This window comes from Haloferula sp. A504 (assembly GCF_044385805.1).
Taxonomy (GTDB): domain Bacteria; phylum Verrucomicrobiota; class Verrucomicrobiia; order Verrucomicrobiales; family Akkermansiaceae; genus Haloferula.
This window is the reverse complement of sequence record NZ_JBISBU010000031.1, coordinates 1-23,293: the sequence shown is the minus strand read 5'-3', so window position 1 is coordinate 23,293 and position 23,293 is coordinate 1. Positions and strand designations below refer to the sequence as shown.

General features: G+C 65.7%; 20 protein-coding genes. 16 read left to right on the top strand and 4 right to left on the bottom strand.

Annotated features, from left to right (window positions below):
- Nucleotides 1-73 precede the first annotated feature (73 nt).
- Nucleotides 74-388 carry a hypothetical protein gene (locus ACG2LG_RS14415; RefSeq protein ID WP_396260086.1) on the top strand — a complete coding sequence of 105 codons (315 nt, stop codon included), beginning with the start codon at nt 74-76 and terminating at the stop codon, nt 386-388.
- Here ACG2LG_RS14415 and ACG2LG_RS14410 read toward each other — a convergent pair.
- A complete protein-coding gene (locus ACG2LG_RS14410) occupies nt 385-3,135 on the bottom strand; it encodes a hypothetical protein (RefSeq protein ID WP_396260084.1) in 2,751 nt (916 codons plus the stop codon). The genes ACG2LG_RS14415 and ACG2LG_RS14410 overlap by 4 nt on opposite strands.
- A gap of 494 nt (nt 3,136-3,629) precedes the next feature.
- On the opposite strand from ACG2LG_RS14410, the gene ACG2LG_RS14405 reads away from it, so the two are divergent.
- The 7 genes from ACG2LG_RS14405 (at nt 3,630) to ACG2LG_RS14375 (ending at nt 12,571) form a co-directional block, all read left to right on the top strand.
- On the top strand, nt 3,630-5,687 hold the full coding sequence (locus tag ACG2LG_RS14405; RefSeq protein WP_396260083.1) for an acyl-CoA dehydrogenase family protein: 2,058 nt from the start codon (nt 3,630-3,632) through the stop codon (nt 5,685-5,687).
- A 4-nt stretch (nt 5,688-5,691) separates the two neighbouring features.
- Nucleotides 5,692-7,551 carry a 4Fe-4S ferredoxin gene (locus tag ACG2LG_RS14400; protein ID WP_396260081.1) on the top strand — a complete coding sequence of 620 codons (1,860 nt, stop codon included), beginning with the start codon at nt 5,692-5,694 and terminating at the stop codon, nt 7,549-7,551.
- Nucleotides 7,552-7,581: 30 nt separating this feature from the next.
- Entirely contained in the window at nt 7,582-8,391 is an 810-nt protein-coding gene (locus ACG2LG_RS14395; RefSeq protein WP_396260079.1) for an electron transfer flavoprotein subunit beta/FixA family protein, read from the top strand.
- Nucleotides 8,392-8,404: 13 nt separating this feature from the next.
- Nucleotides 8,405-9,418, top strand: a complete 1,014-nt coding sequence (locus ACG2LG_RS14390) for an electron transfer flavoprotein subunit alpha/FixB family protein (protein ID WP_396260077.1) — start codon at nt 8,405-8,407, stop codon at nt 9,416-9,418.
- A gap of 455 nt (nt 9,419-9,873) precedes the next feature.
- Nucleotides 9,874-10,890, top strand: coding sequence for a 6-bladed beta-propeller (locus ACG2LG_RS14385; RefSeq protein WP_396260076.1), 1,017 nt, complete (start codon nt 9,874-9,876; stop codon nt 10,888-10,890).
- Between the two features lie 69 nt (nt 10,891-10,959).
- Nucleotides 10,960-11,775, top strand: a complete 816-nt coding sequence (locus ACG2LG_RS14380) for an FKBP-type peptidyl-prolyl cis-trans isomerase N-terminal domain-containing protein (protein ID WP_396260074.1) — start codon at nt 10,960-10,962, stop codon at nt 11,773-11,775.
- Nucleotides 11,776-11,884: 109 nt separating this feature from the next.
- Nucleotides 11,885-12,571, top strand: a complete 687-nt coding sequence (locus tag ACG2LG_RS14375; RefSeq protein WP_396260072.1) for a metal-dependent hydrolase — start codon at nt 11,885-11,887, stop codon at nt 12,569-12,571.
- 81 nt (nt 12,572-12,652) lie between these two features.
- Here ACG2LG_RS14375 and ACG2LG_RS14370 read toward each other — a convergent pair whose 3' ends face one another.
- Nucleotides 12,653-13,243, bottom strand: a complete 591-nt coding sequence (locus ACG2LG_RS14370; protein WP_396260071.1) for a polysaccharide biosynthesis/export family protein — start codon at nt 13,241-13,243, stop codon at nt 12,653-12,655.
- 104 nt (nt 13,244-13,347) lie between these two features.
- Here ACG2LG_RS14370 and ACG2LG_RS14365 point away from each other — a divergent pair, with 104 nt between their 5' ends.
- The gene (locus tag ACG2LG_RS14365) at nt 13,348-14,313 is read left to right on the top strand and encodes an alpha/beta fold hydrolase (protein ID WP_396260070.1); all 966 of its coding nucleotides are present in this window, start codon (nt 13,348-13,350) and stop codon (nt 14,311-14,313) included.
- 43 nt (nt 14,314-14,356) lie between these two features.
- The gene (locus ACG2LG_RS14360) at nt 14,357-14,644 is read left to right on the top strand and encodes a hypothetical protein (protein WP_396260069.1); all 288 of its coding nucleotides are present in this window, start codon (nt 14,357-14,359) and stop codon (nt 14,642-14,644) included.
- Here the strand turns inward: ACG2LG_RS14360 and ACG2LG_RS14355 are convergent.
- The gene (locus tag ACG2LG_RS14355) at nt 14,634-15,002 is read right to left on the bottom strand and encodes a hypothetical protein (RefSeq protein WP_396260067.1); all 369 of its coding nucleotides are present in this window, start codon (nt 15,000-15,002) and stop codon (nt 14,634-14,636) included. The genes ACG2LG_RS14360 and ACG2LG_RS14355 overlap by 11 nt on opposite strands.
- Before the next feature lie 80 nt (nt 15,003-15,082).
- Here ACG2LG_RS14355 and ACG2LG_RS14350 point away from each other — a divergent pair, with 80 nt between their 5' ends.
- From ACG2LG_RS14350 to pdeM, 6 genes are all read left to right on the top strand, one after another.
- On the top strand, nt 15,083-16,336 hold the full coding sequence (locus ACG2LG_RS14350; RefSeq protein WP_396260066.1) for a class I SAM-dependent RNA methyltransferase: 1,254 nt from the start codon (nt 15,083-15,085) through the stop codon (nt 16,334-16,336).
- 93 nt (nt 16,337-16,429) lie between these two features.
- Nucleotides 16,430-17,491 (top strand): 3-deoxy-7-phosphoheptulonate synthase, encoded by a 1,062-nt coding sequence (locus ACG2LG_RS14345; protein ID WP_396260064.1) that lies wholly within the window; start codon nt 16,430-16,432, stop codon nt 17,489-17,491.
- Nucleotides 17,492-17,548: 57 nt separating this feature from the next.
- Nucleotides 17,549-18,001 (top strand): hypothetical protein, encoded by a 453-nt coding sequence (locus tag ACG2LG_RS14340; RefSeq protein WP_396260062.1) that lies wholly within the window; start codon nt 17,549-17,551, stop codon nt 17,999-18,001.
- A 110-nt stretch (nt 18,002-18,111) separates the two neighbouring features.
- Nucleotides 18,112-18,909, top strand: coding sequence for a glutamate racemase (gene murI / locus ACG2LG_RS14335; protein WP_396260061.1), 798 nt, complete (start codon nt 18,112-18,114; stop codon nt 18,907-18,909).
- A 205-nt stretch (nt 18,910-19,114) separates the two neighbouring features.
- Nucleotides 19,115-21,550: a ligase-associated DNA damage response DEXH box helicase gene (locus ACG2LG_RS14330; protein ID WP_396260059.1), complete on the top strand. Its 2,436-nt coding sequence runs from the start codon at nt 19,115-19,117 to the stop codon at nt 21,548-21,550.
- A 10-nt stretch (nt 21,551-21,560) separates the two neighbouring features.
- Entirely contained in the window at nt 21,561-22,214 is a 654-nt protein-coding gene (gene pdeM, locus ACG2LG_RS14325; protein WP_396260057.1) for a ligase-associated DNA damage response endonuclease PdeM, read from the top strand.
- A 474-nt stretch (nt 22,215-22,688) separates the two neighbouring features.
- On the opposite strand, the gene ACG2LG_RS14320 is transcribed toward pdeM, so the two are convergent.
- The gene (locus ACG2LG_RS14320) at nt 22,689-23,141 is read right to left on the bottom strand and encodes a CBS domain-containing protein (RefSeq protein WP_396260055.1); all 453 of its coding nucleotides are present in this window, start codon (nt 23,139-23,141) and stop codon (nt 22,689-22,691) included.
- Nucleotides 23,142-23,293: the final 152 nt, after the last annotated feature.

The window sequence follows — 23,293 nt, the reverse complement described above, 5'->3', positions numbered from 1 at the left end:
TGCCACGCGGACCCGCACACTTCCCCGTGCCGGCCAGACTTCCCGCCGGGCCCGCGATCCCACCGCCAGTCCGATGTCACCCAGTGCCAGGGATGTGCTTCCGACGGGGGCCTGGAGCGAACGTTGGCCCGGATCGGAGGGCGGGGAAACGAGGGGCGGCACCCCGCACGCGGGCATTCGGCGTCTCTGCGTCGACAAGGCATCGCTCTCACTCGACGGAATCTCGCCGACGATCGCCGAACTTCACGACGACAGTGCGACCTTCTGCATCATTCCCCCCACCCGGGAGCAGGCCAACCTGCAAACCACCGAGGCCGGACAAGGTATGAACCTCAAGGCCGACATGCTGACGAGGCATGTGGCAACGTTGATGGAGGGGCGTTCTTAGTTCTTGGTTTTCAGTCGTGCTGGTTGGCCGGTTGATTCCCAAAACTCACTCAATGGCCGGATCGCGCGGGTGATCTCCAGAAGGACCGCCTTGTCTGACTCTTTCAGCTGGGACACTTCACCGGCGAGATCGGACATTACCAAGAACAACCAGTCTGGATATTCAAAGGGCCTGGCCGCCTCGATAATTTGCGAAAGGTTCCACGCACTGCCATGCAGGATCGCGATCAAATCAATGCTCGATTCTCGCATTTGGGCATCCTCGATCGCGTTGGCCGCGTCGAATGCCCGGGCCAGAATTTGTGATGCCTGCTCCATGTTCCCATGTTGAGCATGCACCGATGCGACATCGGCCAGGGCCCAGGATCGATCCTGCAAATCCTCAATCGAGTTGGCAGTCCCGAGCGCTTGGGAAAACAGCCGTGACGCCTTTCCCTTGTTGCCGACCTCAGCATACTCACCGGCAATCGTTGACAAGGCCCAGGGCCGGTCCTTGGCAGCCTCGATGGCCCCGGCCATCTCGAGAGCCTGGGTGAGTCGCTTCTCGGCCCGGGCCCTTTGCCCTTTCCGGCCGTAACTACCGGCAATATCAGCCAAAGCCCTGGCTTGATCATCCTTCTCCTTGATCGATGCGGCGGCCTCCTCGGCTCGGGAAAGAAGCCGCTCCGCCTGCTTCAATTGGCCGGCATGCGCATGCTGATCGGCAATGCCAACCAAGGCTCGGGCTCTGCCACCCGCATCCGCCATCCTCCCGGCAACCTCAAGCGCACGATCAAAATCGCCATACTCCGCATACCTGACAGCGATCACACGCAGCACCCATGATCGCTGACTCTGAATATGCTTGTCCGCTTTGGCGGCATCGAGCGCCTTCGAGAGCACGGGCAAGGCCAGCGCCATGTTTCCGATCTCGGCATATCTGGCGGCAATCTCGGTCAGCGCTTGGCATCGTTCATCAATACTCCGGATGTCCTGTGCGACCTCGGTGGCTTGCGAGAGAAGAGTCAGGGCCTGCTCCCCTTGCCCCTTTCTCGCATGGACGCCGGCAACCGCGGCCAAGCAGATGGATTGGGCCATTTTCTGCCGAATCATTCCGGCCATCTTGATCGCGCCTTCCATCTCGCCGGCCTTCGCATGACTGATGGAAAGTTTTCGAAGCACATCCGAATCCACTTCGGCGAGTTCATAGGTCGTCGCCGCATCCAGCGCTTGGGACAACCATGGCAACGCCTGCTCCCCTTGCCCGGCCTCGGCGCGCCCATCGGCAATCGCATACCATGCCCAGGCCCTGTCTGTCGGCCTCTGGATCCCCTCGGCTGCCTGCAGGGCTTCCGACAGGAGGCGCTCGGCCTGTTCGTCCTGCCCAAGCTCGCGAAAGCCGGCGGCAATATCAACCCGCCGCAGGAAGTCGTATCGCCTCGAACCGAGCGCGCCGTCAGCCTCCAGGGCTCGATTCAGCAGCCGCTCCGCTTGCTCGCGCTCACCGAGCTCCAAATGGACCTCTGACATCCTGGTCAAGACATTGACCCTGGCATCCCTGCCCCACCGCTTTTCCTCCTCCTCGACCGACCTAAGGATCCGTGACAACAGCAGCCTTGCTTGCTCATCCTTCCCCGCCCTCCCATGCGCTTGTGCGATCTCGGCCACGGCCAACCCTCGGTCATCCGCGCGAAGGCCTTCGATGCTGTCGAGGATCTCGAGGGACTGCTTGAGGGCGCCGTTGTCTGCGTGACTGACCGCCACTTCGGCCAATGCCTCCAATCGGTTGTATGAAGCCGGAATGGTCCTGGCTACCTCGAGGGCCCGGGACAGAACCAACGCCGCCTGAGCCCTTTCGCCCATCTGCACATAAGCGTCTGCGACGAGCGTCAGGGGTTTGGATCTGTCATACCCCCGTCTCTCACTCGCATGAGCCTCCGCGGCCTCCAGAGCTTGAGACAAAAGACGGGCCGCCTCCTCCTTGTGGCCGGCCTTCGCATGGGCAGACGCCATCCCGGCCCGTGCCCTGGCTTGATCCCCTGCTCCGCTTTCAATGAGTCGTGCGGTTTCAACAGCCTCTTGGAACGCTCCCACCTCCGCGAATCCGATGGCAATCCCGGGAATTTCTCCAAGCCCATTGAAGACAAGGCCGTCGTATCTTCTCTTTACGGTCCGTGCCAGGGCAAGCGTCTGGGACAGGATCCGGGATGCCTGCTCCTGTTGGCCGACCTCGGCATACGTGGCTGCAATCTTCCCCATCAGCTCCAGATCCGGCCATGGGTTCTCCCTGGCAGTGGCCGTTGCCTGAGACAGCAAGGCCAAGGCCTGCTCCCTTCGCCCGGAATCAGCGAGCACGCCGGCAACATCGGCCATGGCCCGGGAGCGATGGGCATTGCCTTCGATGGACTTCGCCAGCAGCAAGGCACAGGCAGTCGGCGAGCGTTCCGCTTCGACCAACTCCGCCAGTGAGCCCTCCAAGGCACGAAATTGATCGAGCGTCAGTCCGGATATGAGCGGGCTGCCGGTGGAAAGCCCCGTCGCCGTCTCGCTGGCGGGATATTCCGACAGGATGCGATCGATCAGTCCCTCGGCCCTCTGGTAGGAATGCCAGACCTCGGCATGGTTTTGGGCTTCCTTCCTGCCTTCGTCGATCGCCATGGAAGCCTCGGCATGGAGCTGCTCCTCCCTTTGCATGGGCTCACCTGAGCACCCCGGGGAAATCAGAAGTGCGACTGCTGCAAGCAGCAGTGCGCTTCCGATGAGTTTCAACCGGGGTTCCACCCTAGGTCATACAACCGGCAGTTCTGACTTCCTTGCATGAAAATCCATCCCGGCTGTCTGCACGGATCAACATTCAACCCGACAAGAACGGCAGGGCGATGCATCAACCTCGAAGCCGACATGCCCGCCAAGCACGTGATGAGGTTGGTGGAGGCAAGACAGCCTGAGGGTGCAGCGGGCCGAGGTTCTTGCGATGGCGGGATTCGTATTGGGCGCGGAAGCCGGGCCAGCCGTGATGAATGAGCTGCCAGAGCGGTCAGGCGCGGGGGCGGCGGGGCGGGTGGAAGGTCGGGGCGAGTTGGCAGGACCACCACTGACTGCCGGAACAACGCGCAGGGAGGATTTGGCAATCGACGCGAAGACGCCCGGGGGCGATCCGGCATGCTCTTGAGCTGCATCGAAAGGCGTCGGCAGCATCCGGCACGGAGTCGGCGGCACCTCGATTGCGCGTTCCCAAACCCCACATCGCCAGGATCCTCCCCATGTCAGACACCTCACTGCCCACCCTTCCCGGAGATGATGTCCGGCAGATCATGTGGCGTTTTTCGGACCGCTTCGACCTGCAGATGGCCGTTCAAAGCGCCCGCGGCGTCGCCCGCGGCACCGTCGCCCGCCTCGTCGCCGACGGCGTTCGCAACACCCACGAATGGAATGACGAGAAGGGAAAACTGCTGACCGCCTTCGACGAGTCGGGGCTGACCTCGCTCTACATGGACGTCGAACAGGGCGGCTTCATCGAGGGGCCCAAGAACATGGCGATGTCGCTGGTCGCCTTCGAGCTGTCGTGGGTCGATGCCGGGGCCGCCACCGGATCCCTCGCCGGCAATCTCGCCCTCGCCCCGATCCACGAGAAGGGCACCGACGAGCAGCGCAGGTTCTACATGGGCAAGGCCCTGCCCCCCCAGCCCGGCGAGGACCGGGTGCCGTGGCGTGGCGCCTTCGCGCTCACCGAGCCGCTGCCCTTCGTCGGGGTCGATACCGGGGTCGTCGGCGGCAAGGCGAAGATCGCCGACTGGCCGGAAGGCGGCGAACCGGTCCTGCAGATCGACAAGCGCGGCCGCTTCATCACGAACATGGATTTCGCCAACTTCGTGACCGCGGCGGTCGACTCGGACGACGAGCGGATCAAGGGCACCTTCATGGTCATCCTCGAGGAAACCGACCCGGGCACCTTCGACCGCGGCGCCCCGACCCTGAAGCTGGTCCACCAGCTTTCCTCGACCCGCGACCCGGTCTTCAGCCAGCAGGTCCCGGCCAGCCGCATCATCGGCGGCTACGACGTGGTCGACGGCGTGATCGTTCCCAAGTTCAACCACAGCGAGGTCATCGCCTCGGTCTTCCACCGCACCCGCATCCCGGTCGGCCTGATGACCGCCGCCAAGCTGCTGTCGGCGGTCGAGCCGGTCATCCGCTACCAGCGCTCGCGTTTCCACGGCGGCGAAGCCGGCGAGGGCAGCCCGCGCTACGATCTCGGTCTGCAGGTGAATGAAGACGTCACCCACCGCCTGATCGACGTCTGGGCCACCGGTGAGGCCGCGGCCTCGGTCGGCTTCGAGGCCGCGCGCCAGGCCGACATCTTCGACCCGGTCGAGCGCGAGAAAGACCGGATCTGCGCCGAGCAGGGCCTGACCGGGCGCAAGCAGATGATGGCGCTGCGCAAGAAGGAGCCGGAAGTCCTCGAATACCTCGATCTGCTCTACACCGACGAAGCCGAACGCGATGCCGCCCGCTTCGCCGACCTCGACGCCGACATCCTGGTCCAGTTCGCCCTCGGCGATGCCCGGGCCAATATCATGAACCCCGCCGTCAAGCTGTGGAACACCGGCCACGGGGCGACGATGATGCGCGAGGCGGTCGCCCTGATGGGCGGCTACGGCACCACCGAGGACTGCCCGGGCTTCCTGCCGCAGAAGTGGATGGATGCCCAGCTGGAGGCGACCTACGAGGGCCCCGAAGCCGTCCAGCGCCGCCACCTGACGCTCGGCATGACGAGCAGGATCTTCCGCCACGAAGTCGACCTCTGGATCCGGGAGTTGGAAGCCCAGGCCGGCGACGGCTACGGCGCCAAATCGCTGGCGGCGGGATTCAAGCTGTGGTCCTGGACCACCGATTATCTCCAGGGCCACAACGATCCCGACGGCAAGAAGCTCTACCACGGCAAGCGCCAGGCGGTGACCTTCCCGCTGGCCGACGCGATCTGCTGGTTGCTTTCGGCCCGCAGCCTGGTTCAGGACTCCATCGAGTTGAAAACCAAGGGCGCCGAAAACCCGGTGCTGGCCGAGTCGCTCGACGCCTTCAGCTCCTTCTACGCCGACCTCTGCAAGCTCCAGGCCGCAAGGGCGGCGGGCGAGGTTTCGCGGATCTGCGCGGACCTCGTCTACGGTTTCCAGGAGTCCGCGGATGAGGCCGACGCGGCGGAGTTCGCCGCACTCCGGGAAGCGGTGGACCGCTCGCTGGCCGGCACCGAGCTGGCCCGCGACCGGGCCGCCGACGCCCTGACCCACATCATGATCCCTGAGGCCCTCGACTACCCGGCCTGAACCGATGAGCACCGAGACTGCCACCATGCCCGAAGTCGAACGCCAGACGATGCCCGTCGACATCGCCTGCGTCGGCTTCGGCCCGGCGACCGGCGGTTTTCTCCACACGCTCCAGCAGGGGCTGATGAACGAGGACGGCACCCCGGCGGTCGAGAGCAAGGTGATGCCCGGCATGCCGCCGCAGGTCATCTGCTACGAGCGGGCCGACGACCTCGGCTTCGGCGTCTCCGGCGTGGTGACCGAAGGCAGGGCCATCCGCGAGAGCATGCCCGATCTCGACCTCGGCGAGATCCCCACCGCGGCGGAAGTCACCTCCGAGAAGGTCGCCTACCTGCTCGATCCCATCGGTGCCTCGCGCCGCTCGGGCCTGCTCAAGGTCACCGACACCCTGATCAAGCCTTTCGCCAAAAACCACGCCTTCACCATTCCCTGGATCCCGCCCTTCCTGCGCAAGGAACCCGGCATGGTCTTCTCCATCGGGCAGTTCTGCCAGTGGGTCGGCCAGCGGGTCACCGCCGACGGCACCGTGCAGGTCTGGCCCGGCACCCCGGTCAGCGAGGCGCTGATCGACGACGAAAAGGTCAAGGGCGTCCGTCTGCTCGACCAGGGGGTGGACCGCGACGGCAAGCCGGCCGCCGGCTTCATGCCCGGCATGGACATCGAGGCGGCGCTGACCGTCGTCGGCGACGGTCCCTTCGGCGCGGTTGGTCGGCAACTCGACGAGCACTTCGGCATGCCCGAGGGCCACCATTCGCGCGACTGGGCCGTCGGGATGAAGTTCGTCATCGACCTGCCGGAGTCCTGCAACCTCAAGCCCGGCGCGGTCCTCCACACGATGGGCTACCCCGAGCCGGAGATCTTCGGCTTCTTCTATGTTTTCCCGGACCGGGTCGCCAGCTGCGGCATCTTCGTCCCGTCGTGGTTCGAGAGTCCCACCCGCACCGCCTACCGCTACCTCCAGCACTGGCTCATGCACCCGTGGATCTGGCAGCACGTCGAGGGTGGGTCGCTCCGTAGCTGGGGCGCGAAATCGATCGCCGAGTCCGGCCGCAAGGGCGAGCCCCATCTGGTCGGCGACGGCTACGCCCGGATCGGCGAGGGATCGGGCGGCACCAACGTGCTCCGAAATTCCGGCGTCGACGAGGCCTGGGCCACCGGCAGCCAGCTGGGTGAGGCCGTGCTCGAGCTGCTCAAGGACGGCAAGCCCTTCACCAAGGAAAACCTCGAGGCCACCTACGTCCGGCGCCGCCGCGAAAGCTGGCTCGAGAAGGAGTCGGTCAAGGCCGAGAACGCCCGCAACGGTTTCCAGAAAGGCTTCGTCCGCGGCATCATCGGCACCGCCATGGCCGGCATGACCGGCGGCCGTCTCCATCTCGGCGGCGAAATCATGCGCCCCTCGGAGCATGTCCCGACGCTTGAGGATTACTACAAGGGCCGGGTCAGCGCCGAGGAGATCACCGAGATCCGCAAGGCCTGCGAGGCCAAGGGCGCCGGACTTCACGATGCGCTGATGGACAAGGTCGGCTGGCCGGAGATCCCGCTCGACGGCAAGCTGCTCGTTTCCCAGCAGGATGCGCTCCTGCTCGGCGGCAAGGTCCAGGCTCCGCCCGGCTATGCCGACCACGTCACCTTCCATGACACGACGATCTGCGAATCCTGCGAGGAACGGATCTGCATCGAGGCCTGCTCGGGCCAGGCGATCACGATGAACCCCGAAGGCGGCACGCCGCTCTTCGAGCGGGAAAAATGCGTCCACTGCGGCGCCTGCCTGTGGAACTGCTCCCACACCGACCCCTCCAATCCCGAGCGCGGCAACGTCAACTTCCAGGCCTCCACCGGAGGATTCCACTCGGCCGAGAACTAACAGCCCACCCCATTTCCCACCGCCAGAACCATGCCCACCACCTATCAGATCGTCGTCTGCGGCGGCATCGTCCCCGATCCCCTGCAGTCCCTCGAACCCGTCATGGGCCCCACCGGACCCGCGCTCAAGAATGAGATGATGCTCCCCTCGGTGCTCGACCCGTGGGCCTGGCACGCGCTCTTCGAGGCCGCCGACCTGGCCAAGCGCCATCCCGGCAGCAAGGTCTGGCTTGTGAGCATGAGCCCCAAGGCCAAGCTCCAGCAGGTGATGATGGGACTCGCCCAGAAGGTGCCCTTCGAGCTGGTGGTGGTCGACGGACCCGCCAGCGGGTTTGCCGATGCGGTCGAGACCGCCGCCGCGCTGGCCGGAGCCATCGAGGGAATCCCCGATCTTGATCGTTCCAAACTCCTGCTCTTCGGCGGCTGGCAGTCAGCCTCGCGCGGCACCGGCGCCGTGCTGCAGATGATCGGAGAAATCCTCGGCATCGACGAGCAGTTCCAAGGCGTCGACAAGCTCACCGTCGACGACTCCGGTGGGCTGGAGATTCTTGAACGGATCGAAGCCGGGGCCTGGCAGAAGTCGCGCTGCGCGGGCGCGCCCGCCGTCCTCGGCTGGGCCACCGGCGAACTGCCCGAGCCGCCGAACAACCCGCAGATCGGCATGCAGAACATGCGCGGGATCATGCCCGCCCTCCAGCAGGCGAAACCCGCCGCCCTATCCGGCGAAGGACTGAGCTACGATTCGGTCGAGTCGCCGAAGCAGCGGCGTGAAACCCGGGTCGAAACCGAGATGGACGCCGACGCCATCGCCGACGAAATCGCCGCCTGGCTGAAAGGCTGAACTCATTTCTGACATGGACACCAAAGTACTCTGGATCGGATTCACCGACGGCAGCGGAATGCTCGAAAAGCCCGCCCTTGAGGCCCTCACCGCCGCCTGCACCATCGCCGACGGACTCGGCGGCGAACTCGTTGCCGCCGTGGTCGGCGGCTCGGCGGAAACCGCCCTCGGCCAGATCGGCGGAGCATCGCCCGCCTCGGTCACAACGGTCACCGGCGAGACCTGGTCGGCACCCCGCTACAAGACCGATGCCGCGGCCTGCGAGCAGGTTGCAAAGACCACGGAGGCGGGCATCGTCGTTTCCGCAGCCGGTTCACGTTTCAGCCGGATCGCCGCCGGGCTCGCGCAGCGCCTCGGGGGCGCGGTCGACACCCAGGTCACCGCGGCCAAGGTCGAGGGCGGCACCCTCAAGGTGGACCGCTGGTTCTACCGCCAGCGCATGATCGGGACGATCCAGCGCAGCACGCGCCCGTGGGTCCTCTCGGTCGCCCCGGGAAGCTTCGCGCCCTGCGCCGAAGGTGCGGTTGAGGCGACCCCACTTGAAGTCGCGACCGAATCGCGCACCACTCCGCTCGGCGTCGAGGCCGGCACCTCCGGTGCGCAGACCATCCGGCCCGATGCCGACGTCCTGCTGGTCGCCGGCGCCGGCTGGACCAAGAAGCAGGCCGACGGCGAAGTCCACGTCGACGTCGCGGCCGACCTCATCCTCGATTTCGCGGAATCCGCCCGTGCCTCGCTCGGCAGTTCGAAGTCGATGGTCGATCTCGCCTCCGAGGGCCAGGCCGTCCTTCCCTTCCTCACCCACCTGCACCAGATCGGACAGACCGGCGCCAGTCCCCGGCACCCCAAGGGCCTGGCGACCTGCTGCCACGGCGAGGAACCCCACGCCGTCGGCTGGCGCTTCATCAACGAACGCCGGGCGATCAACACCAACGCCGCCTGCGGCTGGGCCCAGGGCAAGGCCGACGTCCTCTACGTCGCCGACGCCTTCGAGGTCATGCGCAAGGTCAACGAACGACTGAAGTAGGGCTGTGGCCGGGCCTTCCAGGCCCGTCGCCCATTCCTTGCATCCATCATGGCGACGGGGCTGGAAGCCCCGGCCACATTGGCTGCCGCCTCTCGGAAACCTCCGTTGGGAAGCCGAGCTGAAGAACAGGTTCTTGGGTACGGTGTCCGAATTGACCGGACTTCGAGATGATCGCTCAAGTAGCAATTCGAGGTCCGGATTACGGCATCGGATTGCCTCCAACGATGCGGGACGCTCCCTGCCGAGAGAGAATCTCTCTCCCAGGGCCGCCACAAGGTTTTGGGGTAGGTCTGGGGTCCCCCGATGGCGACCCTCCGTGCGAGGACGGGAGCCGCCTGGAGCGCTAACGACGAACGCCGTGCTACTGCCGCCATTGACGGTTGGCGTCACCAAACGCACCTTGACAGAATGGCGGAACCAGCTCGTATCGGGAGCTCCCAATCCGGACACCTCGAATGAAGCACTCCATCCTCTTCCTCCTCCCCACCCTCGCCTTCGCCCATCCCGATCACGGCGCCGAGCCCGGCGATGCACCCCAGACCGCACTCAAGACCGGCAACGGTGAGTGGACCTACGAAGTCGTGCCGAACTGGGACGACCTCCCCGACGGCGCCGACGTCGGCCCGACCCACGGCGGAGTGGTCGTCGACAACGCCTCCGGCCTGATCTACGCCTCGACCGACGCCTCGCACTCGGTGCTCGTCTACAAGCCCGACGGCACCTTGGTCAAAACGATCGCTCCGGAATGCCAGGGCTTCCACGCCATGGACATCGATACCGAGGACGGCAAGACCGTCCTCTACGGCGCCCAACTTGGTGGCCCGAACCCGCTGCGCGTGTGCAAGATCGACACCGACGGCAAGCTGCTGCTCGAAATCTCGGCCAAGGGCCACCCCGATCTCGAAGGCGGCTGGAAGGGCCTCACCAGCGTCGCCGTCGCCCCCGACGGCTCGATCTTCTGCTCGATGGGCTACGGCTCGCAGTTGATCCACAAGTTCGATGCCGCTGGCAAGCACCTCAAGACCTTCGGCGGACGCGGCGACGGCCAAAAGGTCGCCACCAAGACCAGCCACGGCCTGAAGGTCGACCTGCGTTACGACGAACCCCGCCTGCTGGTCTGCGACCGGGAAAACCGCCGCCTGTTTCACACCACCTTGGAAGGCGAGTGGATCGGTGAATACTGCACCAACCTCCGCCGCCCCTGCGCCGTCTCCATCGTCGGCGACTTCTGCGCCGTCGCCGAACTCGAGGCCCGCGTGACGATCATCGACAAGAACGGCACCCCGGTCGCCTTCCTCGGCGACAACCCGAACCGCAAGCAGTGGGCCAACTTCAAGGTCGAGCCCGCCGACATGGTGCCGAACATCTTCACCGCCCCGCACGGCCTGTCCTTCGACAAGGACGGCAACCTCTACGTCGAGGACTGGAACAAGACCGGCCGGATCACCAAGCTCAAGAAGCTGGCGAACTGACCTCGCCCGCGGCATGGGGCCGGGATCCACTCTTGCATCGGCGAATCCCTCCCCTAGCGTCCGGGCGACATGAAACCACAAACCATCCCCGGCGTTCTGGCGTTCTGCCTCGGGACGCTTCTCCCGCTCCAAGCCCAAACGGAGGACTCCGGGCAGCCCGAGGCCGCCACGCCTCCCGCCGAGGCACCCGATCCCGCCGCGGTGAAAACCGACTCGTCCTACGGGCTCGGCTTCAGCACCGGCAGCGACTTCGGCCAGCGCTATGGCAACTTCGGCGTCACTCCCGAGGACATCGACGTCGAAACCTTCGTCAAGGGCTTCCTCGACGGCTTCAAGGGCAACGAACCGCAGGTCGCCGAGGAGAAGGTCGGCGCCGCCATGCAGGCGCTCGGCGACATGCTCCAGCAACGCGAAAAGGACACCGCCGCCAAGAACCTCGAGGAGGGGAAAACCTTCCTCGAAGCGAACAAGGCCAAGGAGGGAGTGACCACGCTGAAGAGCGGTCTGCAGTACGAAGTCATCGAAAAGGGCGGCGAGGAAACCTACGTCGAGCCCAAGGAAGGCGAACCCGGCAAGCAGTTCCAGGTGAACTACAAGGGCTCACTGATCGACGGCACCGAGTTCGACGCCTCCCCGGAGGGCGAGCCGGTGACCATGAACCTGCAGGTCATCGACGGCTTCAAGGAGGCACTTACCAGCATGCCGGTGGGTGCCAAGTGGCGGCTCTTCATCCCCAGTGAGCTGGCCTACGGCGAGCAACGCCGCAGCCCCGACATCGGTCCGAACTCGACGCTGATCTTCGAGCTCGAACTGCTCAAGATCGAGGACGAACCCGCGCCCCAACCCGGCGGCCTGCCCTTCCCAATCCCGCAGCCCGGCGAGTAGTCGCGAGCCCTTCTTCTCCTACCCGGCCCCGCCATTTCGCGGTGCCGGGTTTTTCGTTTCCCGGAGGCGAATCGTTGATCCTCCCGGCATCCTCGGCTATGGCTGGGGCATGAGCAAGATCACCTTCTACGGCCACGCCTGCTTCTGCGTCGAACTCGCCGACGGTACCCGCCTGCTTTTCGATCCCTTCATCACGCCGAACGAGCTGGCCAAGGACGTCGACGTCGCCGCGATCGAGGCCGACTACGTGCTGATCACCCACGGCCACGCCGATCACATCGCGGATGCCGAGGACATCCTCCGGCGCACCGGCGCGACCCTGATCTCCAACTTCGAGATCGTCACCTGGTTCGGTGGCAAGGGCATCGAGCAGGCGCACCCGATGAATCACGGCGGCGGCTTCGGTTTCCCCTTCGGCCGCGTGACCTACGTCAATGCCATCCATTCCTCCTCGCTGCCCGACGGCAGCTACGGCGGAAACCCCGGCGGCTTCGTCATCGAGACCGCGAACGAGACCTTCCACGTCTCCGGCGACACCGCGCTGCATGCCGACCAGAAGATTCTCGGCGAGCGCTTCAAGCTGGATTTCGCCGTGCTCTGCATCGGCGACAATTTCACCATGGGCCCCGCCGATGCCGCGCTGGCGGCCGAGTGGCTGCACGTGAAGAAGGTGGTCGGCGTCCACTACGACACCTTCCCGCCGATCGAGATCGACCACGACAAGGCCAGGGGCGAATTCGCTCAACGCGGCGTCGAGCTCCTGCTCCCCGCCATCGGCGAAACGGTGGAGCTGTAGGAGGTGGCGCACCCCCGCGCCGCCAACCAGCACGGCCACGATGGATCATCAAGGGTTGCGGGACGAGGGCGCCCCGCCGCCTCACTCCATCAACTCACCCACCCGCTCCGGAGTTCCCTTCCAGCGATCGATGATCCCCTTCTGATCGACCCGCAGCGAGTCGTCCGGCTCGACGACGATGTTGAGATGGGCCAATTGCTTGAAATCCAAGCAGTACTGGCGCCCCTTGCGGATCAGATACACATTCCGACCGCCGAACTCATCCCGTCCGCCCGCGGCGTCGATGGCCTGAAGCACCGTCAGTCCGCCCCGGAACGGAACCGGCCCCGAACTCCGGACCCGGCCGCCGACACTGATCCGCGCGCCGCCGGGTTCCTCGGCCTTCGCCGCCACCACCTCGACCCGCGGCTTCTGGTAGATCCCCGCGTCCCGGTAGGCGCCCTCGATCTTCTCGGCCAGCTGCAGCGCGGTCAGCCCCACCGAGCGCACCCCGCCCTCGAGAAGCGGCGGGCGCACCTCGCCGCGCTCGTTGATCACGTAGTCCCCACTCACCTTCGCCGCATCCTCGGCCGGCACTCCCCGGAGCGTGACACTGACCCGGTCCCCGACCTTCAGTTCGGCACCAAGCATCGGCAAAACGAGGACGCCCATCAGGAAAAGCACTGTTTTCATGGCCGTTCCGTCTACCTGCTCTTTTACTTTGTGTCAAAAAGTAAATTCACCGGGCCGGCAATCGAAGGGTTGCCCACGGGGCACCGGCGGGCGACACTTTCCCTGTGACGGAGCTCTTCAACAGTCGCCTTGCGCGCCTCGCCCTCGCCTTGCTGGCGACGGCGCTGGCCTCCTGCGCGCCGAGCTACACGCTGGTGACTCACACCCCCGAGGAACAGGTCCGCAACGAGACCTTCCAGTATCGCAAGTGGGTGCGGAAGGATGTCGAGCCCGACACCGTGCTCATCGCGCTGCACGGCTTCAGCGGGGCCTCGATCGACTACGAAAATCTCGCCAAGCACCTGCTCAAGGAACAACCCGGCAGCGCGCTTTACGCCTACGAGGTCCGCGGCCAAGGCCGCGACCCGAAGAAGGACCGGCGCGGCGACATCGATGACCCGGACAACTGGTCGGTGGACCTGCTCAAGTTCACCTCCATCGTCCGCGAGCAGCACCCCGATGCGCGCATCGTCTGGTTCGGCGAAAGCATGGGCGGGCTGATCCTTTCCCACACCTACCGCCAGCAGATCGACGCAGGCCTCAAATCTCCCTGCGATGCGATCGGCATCAGCTCACCCGTGGTCGGCATCCGGGACGATTTTCCGGCGTGGAAAAAGGAACTCGTCCGCGGCGTTTCCAAGGTCGCCCCGAAGGCCCGCATCACGCTGGAAACGCTCTCCGGCGGCGAGGAGGTCCCGATGACCGAGGACAGCGTCCACTCCGAGCAGTCGGAGACGAACTCGTGGCACGTCGAGAAGCACACGCTGCGGCTGCTGGTCACGCTCGGCGACATGATCGAGGAAATGCCGGACTGCGCCGCCACCTTCCAGGTCCCCACCGTGGTGCTCCACGGCGGAAAGGACTTCTTCACCCAGCCCGAAGACGTGGAGGCGTTCGCCGACCGCATTCCCGAATCCACCCCGCACCGCCGCCTTTTCTACCCCGAAGGCCACCACCTGCTCATGTACGATACGGTGAAGGACGAGGTCATCACGGACATCGCCTCGTGGCTCGACAGCCTTCGCAAGTAGTCCTCTTGCCTCCGGCGTCCGTCGAGGCCAAGCTCCCGCCCAGATGAAACTCCTGCTCCTGCTGACTCCCCTGCTGCTGGTGGCCTGCGCGCCGCAGGCAATCCTCCTGCGCGAGGCCAAGGCGACCACTCCGCAGAAAACTCAGAAGGAGGAATCCATCGCTTCCACCCCGGAAACGGACCCCGGCGACCTGCCCCCGCGAACCAGTGACAACCTCGGCCTGCTGGAACCCAGCAACCTGACCCAGGTCCCCGACGAGCGCGAGATGCGCCCCACGGTGGACCCCGATGACAAGCCGCCGGTGATCGGGACGCCACCGGTCAGCGAATGATGACCGACGCGCCCCACTTGGGGTAGTGGATCGAAAAGCCCGGCCGATACGGCGTGGGATAGGCAGGTCGGCAGACACTCCAGCCCGGGTAGCCATACCACCCGCCATACCACCCGTGGCTGCCATACCAGCTGCGCCGCTGGCGGTAGCGGTGATCATAGCGGAACTCGAAACGGCCCTCGCCCTGGTCCCTGGCCCGGCGCTCCCATGCCGGCACGAAGGGCCGCGTGGATGACTCCGCCGCCGGACCCTCGACAAAGACAACCTCGCCCTCGGCGTCATACCAGACCTCACCCTCGATTTCCTCTGCGGCGAGGAGAGGGAGACTCGCGAAAATCATGCCCACCACCCATTTCATCCAATAAGCCTCGCACACCCTCGCAGCCTGATCAAGTCGCCGCTCTTGCCTCGCCCGCCAAAAGCCCGAAAGCTCCGCCCATGCCTCGCCCGCCGAAGAAGTTCCGTGCGTATCCCTTCGATTACCACCACGAACTGGACCTCACCATCGAGTCCCTGAGCAACCTCGGTGACGGCATCGCCCGGGTCGAGGTGCCACCCGCTCCCGGAGCCACGGAAAATGCCGGGGAGGGATGGGTCGTCTTCGTGCCCTTCACCCTGCCCGGCGAGAAGGTCCGGGCGCGCATTTTCCGCAACGACAAGAACCACTCGCGGGCCGACCTCCTCGAAGTGCTCGAGCCTTCGCCCGACCGAGCCGAACCGGGCTGCCCGCTGTTCGGCGAATGCGGCGGCTGCCAGTACCAGCACCTCGCCTACGACCGGCAGCTCGATTGGAAGACCCGCCAGGTCGAGGAACTGATGCGCCACATGGCGGGCATCGAGCATCCGGTCGAACCCTGCCACCCGTCGCCAAAACTGTGGGGCTACCGGTCGAAGATCACCCCCCACTTCGCCAAGCCGAAGAACGGCAGGATCGATGCGATCGGGTTCCTTCCCAATGCCCGGCGTTCGGGCCAGATCGACGTCCCGAAGTGTCCGATCGCGATGAACGAGATCAATGCCGCCCTGCCGGAAGTCCGCGACCGTGCCCGGCGCAACGCATCGAGCTACCGCCGTGGCGCCACGTTGCTGCTCCGGGCCAGCGAGGGGCGGGTCGAAACCAACCCGAATGCCGTCGTCACCGAACACGTCGGTGAGCTGTCGCTCGATTTCCTGGCCGGCGACTTCTTCCAGAACAACCCCTTCATCCTCCCCGACTTCACCGGGCACGTCGCCCGCGAGGCGGCCGCGGAAGGCGTGCGCTTTCTGGTCGACGCCTACTGCGGCTCCGGCCTCTTCGCCCTTTCGCTGGCGAAGCACTTCGAGCGGGTCGCCGGGGTCGAGGTCAGCGAAACCTCGGCCGACTGGGCTCGCCGCAATGCCGAGACCAACGGCATCACCAACGCCACCTTCCTCGCCGCCTCGGCCGAGGCGATCTTCGCCGACATCGATTTCGACCCCGCCGCCACCGCGATGGTCATCGACCCCCCGCGAAAGGGCTGCTCGGAGGACTTCCTCGACCAGCTCGCACAATTCGCGCCGTCGCGGCTGGTCTACGTCTCCTGCAACCCCGCCACCCAGGTCCGCGACCTGGCCCGCCTGCGGGATGCCGGCTACCGGCCCGAAACCATCCAGCCCTTCGACCTCTTCCCGCACACCCGCCACCTCGAGTGCGTGATGACCCTCACCCGGTAGAGATTTCAGATTTCAGATTTCAGATTTGGCATTTGGCCTTCGTCATTCCACTCCCGGCTTGCTCCATCCGGCCCGCTCCCCTTTCCTCGCGCCGTGACCCAGGAACGCACCGACGACCTCCGCATCTCCGGCCTCAAACCCCTGATTTCCCCGGCGGTCCTGAACTATTTCCAGCCCGTGACCGAAGAGGTCTCGGAGCTGGTCGCCACCGCGCGCGACGAATCCGCCGCCATCCTCAAGGGCGAGGACGATCGGTTGCTGGTCGTCGTCGGTCCCTGCTCCATCCACGATCCCGAGGCGGCCATCGACTACGCGAGGAAACTGGTGCCCCTGATCGAGAAACACCGGGACGACCTGTGCATCATCATGCGGGTGTATTTCGAGAAGCCGCGCACCACGGTCGGCTGGAAGGGCCTGATCAACGATCCGAAGCTCGACGGGTCCTTCGACATCAACGAGGGCCTCAAGGTCGCGCGCGGCCTGCTGCTTGAGCTGGCGCGGATGGGGGTGCCGGCCGGCACCGAGTTCCTCGACACGATTTCGCCGCAGTTCATCGCCGACCTGATCGCCTGGGGTGCCATCGGCGCCCGCACCACCGAAAGCCAGGTCCACCGCGAGCTCGCCAGCGGCCTTTCGATGCCGGTCGGCTTCAAGAACGGTACCGGCGGCTCGATCCAGATCGCGCTCGACGCGATCCAGTCGGCCTCGCGTCCGCACCATTTTCTTTCGGTCACCAAGCAGGCCGTCGCGGCCATCGTCTCGACCACCGGCAACGACTGCTGCCACCTCATCCTGCGCGGCGGCAAGAATGCCACCAACTACGAGGCCAAGAATGTGGCCGAAGCGGTTTCCATGCTCGAAGAGCAGGCCCTGCCGCCCTACGTCATGATCGACTGCTCGCACGCCAACTCGCTCAAGGACTTCCGCAACCAGCCGCTGGTCGCCGCCAACCTCTGCAAGCAGATCGCCGACGGCTCGAAGGCCGTGGCGGCGGTCATGATCGAGTCGAACCTCGTCGAGGGAAACCAGAAGCTCGACCCCGACCTGTCGAAGCTGACCCGCGGCCAGTCCGTCACCGACGCCTGCATCGGCTGGGACGACACCGTCGAGGTCCTCGACAAGTTCGCCACAGCCGTGCGCGAGCGACGCGGATAAGGAGGGCGGACACTCGTTCGCCCGACCCGTCGGTGCCTGTCCGCCTCTGCCAAGCTGATGGCCCAACGACCCAAGCTCTGGATCCACCGCACCCGGCGGTTCTGGGTGGGGGCGGGGGTGCTTCTCTTATTGATCGGAACCACCGCCACATTTGGATTCTGCGTGTTTCGGGCCACGATTGCCCTCCCGGCAGAATCCAACCTCAAGATTGGGATCTGGCAAATCACCACAGCCCATGGAATCGCCACCCATGAGGGAGGCATCATCTACTGGCGGGAAGCTACCATCATCGATGATAGCAGAACCCAGTTCGACTTCGCGGCCCGCTATCAACGTCCACGGTATCGCTGGCTGCCCGGGCACATTTCGTTCCCTCCCGAACTTGGAGCAGACCCAGCCTTCTTCCTCCCCCTCTGGCCCCTCCCCGTCCTCTGGGCCATCTTCTGGATCACCCGCATGGTCCGCGCCGAGCGACGGGAGCTGAAGAAGTTCTCCGAGCCGGACGCCTGAGCGGACCGCGAGCTTCAGCTCGCATCTGAATCGCTCGGGCTCCGGGGCGAGCTGAAGCTCGCGGTCCATTTTCACTCGCCACCTGCGCCGCCTCCCCCGACTCTCCCGCCATGCGCAGTGCGCCTTTGGGCTTCTTTGATTCCGGCGTCGGTGGTCTCACCGTCGTCCGCGCGGCCCAGCATTTGCTCCCGCACGAGGACATCGTCTACCTCGGCGACACCGCCCGCGTGCCCTACGGATCGAAGAGCCCGGAGACGATCCGCGAGTTCGCCGCCCAGGACGTGCGCTTCCTCATGGACCACGGTGTGAAGGCGATCGTCATCGCCTGCAACACCGCCACCGCCCACGCCTTGCCGGCCCTCCGCGAGGAGTTCGACCTGCCCATCCTCGGCGTCATCGGCCCGGGGGTGGAGGCCACCCTCGCCGATCCCGACACCGAGCGGGTCGGCATCATCGCCACCCGCGGCACCATCCGCTCGCATGCCTACCAGCACGCGCTGGCCCAACGCCGCACCGGCCTGATCCTCCACGCCCAGGCCGCCCCGCTGCTGGTTCCGCTCATCGAGGAGGACTGGCTCGAGCACCCCGCCACCGAGGCCGCGCTGCACACCTATCTCGACCCGATGGTCGACAAGGGCATCGACGCGCTGCTGCTCGCCTGCACCCACTACCCGCTGCTGATGCCGGTGCTGCGCAGCTTCCTACCGGATGAGATCCGGCTCGTCGATTCCGCCAGCACCTGTGCCATTCACCTGAGCGAGGAACTCTCACGGCTCGACCTGCTGAATGATTCCACGGACCCCGGCACCCTGCAGATCCACCTCACCGACCTCAGCGAGCAGTTCGAGATGCTCGCCCGCCGCTTCCTCAACCACCCGCCCGGCAAGATCCGCCGCGCGACGCTGTAGGGAGTGGCGCTTTCCAAGCGGCATAACGGGGCCGGGCGATCTCCGGATCGCGGGGCAAGCTCCGCCTTTCCCAAGAAGGCCGATTCCCGAAAATGATCAGCCGGCCTTGACCAGCATCTCCACCCGCATTGGTTGACCCTAACCTCATCCCGCGGCTGAAAGCCGCCTCGCCCCGTCATGGCGCTTGGAAAGCGCCACTCCTCCCATGCTCCGCCCTCCGCTACTCGAATGGCTCCATCGCGAGAAGGGCGAGCCACTTCCCTTCCAGAAGCAACTCTGGAAAGCCCACGCCGAGGGCAGGTCCGGGCTGCTCCACGCCCCCACCGGCTTCGGCAAGACCCTCGCCGCCTGGCTCGGCCCGGTCGCCGCGGCGCTCGACCGTCACCCCGCCGACAAGCCCGCACCCTGCTCCGTTCTCTGGATCACGCCCCTGCGCGCCCTGGCCGCCGACACCCTGATGTCCCTGCGGGAACCGATCAAAACCCTCGCACCCGCCTGGGAAGTCGAGGCACGAACCGGCGACACTTCGTCCTACCGTCGGGCCAAGCTTCGTGAGCGACTGCCCTTCGGCCTCGTCACCACGCCCGAGAGTCTGTCGCTGATGCTGACCTACCCGGACTTCCGGGAAAAGCTGAAGCACCTGCAAACGGTCATCGTCGACGAATGGCACGAACTGCTTGGCACCAAGCGCGGCGTGCAGACCGAGTTGGCTCTCGCCCGCCTGCGGCGCTGGTGTCCCGAAATCCAGATCTGGGGGCTTTCCGCCACCCTCGGCAACCTCGACGAAGCCCGCGACGCCCTGATCGGGCCCGAACATCCCCACGCGATCACCGTTTCCGCCAAGGCCACCAAACCGCTCGAGATCGAGACGCTGATCCCCGACGAGATCGACCGCTTCCCGTGGGCCGGCCATCTCGGCACACGCATGGTGGGCGCCGTCGCCCGGCGGGTCGAAGCCGCCGCCTCGACCCTGCTCTTCACCAACACCCGTTCGCAGACGGAGATCTGGTTCCAGGAGCTCAAGGAGGCCCTCCCGAAGCTCGCCGATTCCATCGCCATGCACCACGGCTCGCTGGCGAAAAAGGAACGGGCGAGCGTCGAGGCCGGCCTCAAGGACGGATCGCTGCGCTGCGTCGTCTGCACCTCCTCGCTCGATCTCGGGGTCGATTTCTCGCCGGTCGACCAGGTCATCCAGGTCGGCAGCCCGAAGGGCATCGCCCGCCTCGCCCAGCGCGCCGGGCGCTCCGGCCACCAACCGGGTCAGACCAGCCGCATCGTCGGGGTGCCGACCCATGCCTTCGAGTTGCTCGAATTCGCCGCCGCACGCGACGCCTGGAAGGCACGCCACATCGAGTCGCGCCGGCCGCTTCACAAGCCGCTCGACCTTCTCGTCCAGCACACCCTCACCTGCGTCCTCGGCCAGCCCGACAGGCCCGCCGACCTGCTCGGGGAATTCCGCACCACCCTCGCCTATCGCGACCTCGACGACGAGGAATGGCGCTGGGTCGTCGGCTTCATCACCGAGGGCGGCGACGCGCTCAAGGCCTACCCGCAATACCGCAAGGCAACACTGCGCAACGGCGTGCTGCACTTCGAGGACAAGCGGGCCGCGCAACTCCACCGGCTCAACATCGGCACCATCACCAGCGGCTCCGCCATCGCGCTGAAGTTCGCCTCCGGCAAGACGCTCGGCACGGTCGAGGAAAGCTTCATCACCCGTCTCAAGCCGGGCCAGGCCTTCATCTTCGGCGGCCGCCAGCTCGAACTGGTCCGCTTTCACAAGCTCACCGCCACCGTCCGCGCCTCGACCCGCAGGCACCGCGGCCAGGTTCCGGTCTGGAACGGCGGCAAGATGCCGCTTTCCACCGAACTCGCCTCGGCCATCGCCACCCGCCTCCACGGCCGGCCCGCGCCCGCCCCGGAGCACCGCGCGGTGCGGCCGATCCTCGCGATCCAGCGGAAATGGTCCGCCATACCGGGCACCCGCGAGCTGGTGATCGAGTTCACCCGCACCCGCGAGGGCGAGCACCTGTTCCTCTACCCCTTCGCCGGGCGACTCGTCCACGAGGGTCTGGCCGCGCTCGCCGCCTACCGGATCTCCAGCCGCATCGGCGAGTCGATCGACCTCACCCAGAACGACTACGGCTTCTCGCTCATCGCCCGCCGCGGTCTGAGTCTCGACGAAGCCCTGATGCGCGACGCACTTACTACGACAAACCTCGTAGAAGACCTGCTCGCCAGCATGAACACCGCCGAAATGGCGCGGCGGCAGTTCCGCGAGGTGGCGCGCGTCGCCGGCCTGCTGGTCCCCGACTTCCCCGGCAAGCGCCGCCCAACCCGCGACCTGCAGGTCTCGTCCTCTCTGCTGTTCGAGGTCTTTTCCAAGTACGACCCCGCCAACCTGCTGCTCGACCAGGCGCGCCGCGAGATCCTCCAGCGCCAGCTCGAATGGACCCGCCTCAAGGCGACCCTCGACGAACTCGCGGACCGGCCCTTCCGCATCATCGAGACCGAGCGCCTCACGCCGATGGCCTTCCCGCTGTGGGCCGACCGCCTTTCCGCCCACCTCCCCGCCGGCGACGCCGCCAGCCGGCTCGAAGCGATGCTGGAGCAACTTTCCGAGGACGCGATGGCAGTCTAAGCTCAGACCCGTGAACCTGAGACTCGCCAAACTCGAACTCGAACTGCTGCCGAATTTGGCCGTGTGGCTCCCCGACCACCGCACGCTGCTGGTCTCGGACCTGCATTTGGGAAAGTCCGCCACCTTCCGGGCACGCGGGATTCCGATTCCCGAGGGCGAAACCCGGGCGGATCTCGTCAGGCTCCAGGAACTGGTCGTCCGGATGGAGGCCGCCCGATTGCTGATCCTCGGCGACCTCGTGCATGCGGCCGAGGGACTCGGGCCAGGCACCGTGGACCAGATCCACCGCTTCCTCGACGCCTCCAGCGTCCCCGTCACCCTGATCGAAGGCAACCACGACCGCTCCGCCGGCCTCCGCAGACTCGATCTCCCGCTCGAAATCCAGCGAACGCAGGAAATCGACGGCGTCACCCTGATCCACGATCCCGCCGACCTCAGCCAGCCCACAGCGGCCATCTGCGGCCACCTGCACCCCTCCGTCCGCCTCCCCCAGAGCCCCCGCCGCCGCACCCGCCTCCCCTGTTTCCATCTGAGCAACCAAATCCTCGCCCTTCCGGGGTTCGGCTCGTTTACCGGCACCCATCCGATTCATCGAGGCCCCGACGACCGGGTTTTCGTTCCGCTGCGAGATCAGGTGCGCGAGGTCCCCGCCCCAAAAACATGAAGTTTCCAGAGCTGCAAACCCCTCATTTTACAAGGATTTGAAGGTAATTCATAAAAAATTGCCATATTGTTTGAACGTCTGGATACCTGAAGGGTCTACTCCCCTGAACGCCACGCAAGTGGCTTCAATGTAAGGGTAAAACAGCACAGTCGATTTCCCATGGGTGTGGGATCTTGACAAACTTGAGGCCGCCGGAAGTGGGACTCCGGCGGCCTCGCTGTTTTTCAGCGACGAGCATCCGGAACGCCCCCTCTCGTCGGAGTATCCCATCGTTCGGGTCCTCCGGGACGAGGGACGGAGGGGTTGGGGTCCAAGCGGGTGCGAAACGACGACCCATGTCTCTCAAGGGGACACGGAGTTCCCTTCGGCTCGCGACAGGCCGCACCTCGCTTCGTCCCCGGCTCCAAGCCCCCTCGTCCCCCGGCCTGCAAGACCGTTCGGGTCTCTTCGTTCAATGCAGGGGAAAGCGCCGCCTCAACCCGGGTAACTCCCCGAAATGTAGCCCTGCAGGTGCTCGATGGTCGATTGCTGGGATTCCATCACCCATCGCACCAGGTCCCCCATCGAGACCAGCCCGATCAGGCGCTCGTCCTCGACCACGGGCAAGTGGCGGAAGCGGCCTTCGGTCATGCGTTGCATGCAGCCCGCCACCGGCTCCCCGGTGCCCACCGTGACGGGTGAGCCGCTGAGAATGTCGCCCACCTTGGTATCGCGCGAGGTTCGACCCTGAAGAGCCACCTTGCGGCTGTAGTCCCGCTCAGAGAGCACCCCCACAACCTTTTGTTCCTCATCGACCACCACCAGCGCACCGATGTTTTTCTCGCCCATCAGGCGGATCGCCTCGTAGACGGTGGCTTCCCGGCTCGTGGTCCACACCTCGCCCCCCTTGCCTTTCAGGATGTCCCTGACTGTTCCTTGAATGTCCATGTCGTTTCGTAAACTTGCCCGATCCGGGTTTTGAGACGACTACGAATTTCAGTCGGTGAAGTCAACAGGCCTCCGAGTGCCCCCGAAAAGCGGGAGATACTTCGATACTGGCATGCGGACGTCCGGAGGAGTGGCCGGGGCTTCCAGCCCCG